The organism is Amycolatopsis jejuensis, assembly GCF_000717335.1.
In the GTDB taxonomy this organism is placed as follows: Bacteria; Actinomycetota; Actinomycetes; order Mycobacteriales; family Pseudonocardiaceae; genus Amycolatopsis; species Amycolatopsis jejuensis.
Map to the genome: position 1 here is coordinate 1 of NZ_JNYZ01000106.1, position 377 is coordinate 377.

Consider the following 377-nt stretch of genomic DNA (forward strand, 5'->3'; position numbering starts at 1 on the left):
GCGCGTCGGTCACCACCGGAAGACACTGCTGGAACACCGCACCCCGGATCGCCGCCACAAACGGCTGCACCACCGACAACTGCCCCCCGAACGTCACCAGATCCGGATTCAGGAAATTGACCACATACGACAACACCTCACCGATCAACCCACCCGCCTCACGCAACAACGCAATCGTGCGAGCATCCCCCGCACTCGCCAGCGCCACGAGGTCGGTCGTCCCCCCGATGTCGTACCCCTCCTCCTGCAACCGCGCGACGATCGCCGCCCCACCGGCGACCGACTCCAGACAATCCGGCGTACCACACCAGCAATGAATCACCGACCGCCCCGACGACCGCGAATGACTGATCTCCCCCGCCGCCCCACTCGCCCCC

Annotated in this window: 1 protein-coding gene; it reads right to left on the bottom strand. The window is 66.3% G+C overall.

The annotated features are described in order from the left end of the window. A partial coding sequence (locus OO71_RS45955) for an ROK family protein (RefSeq protein WP_033296439.1) occupies window positions 1-377 on the bottom strand: 377 nt, incomplete at both ends.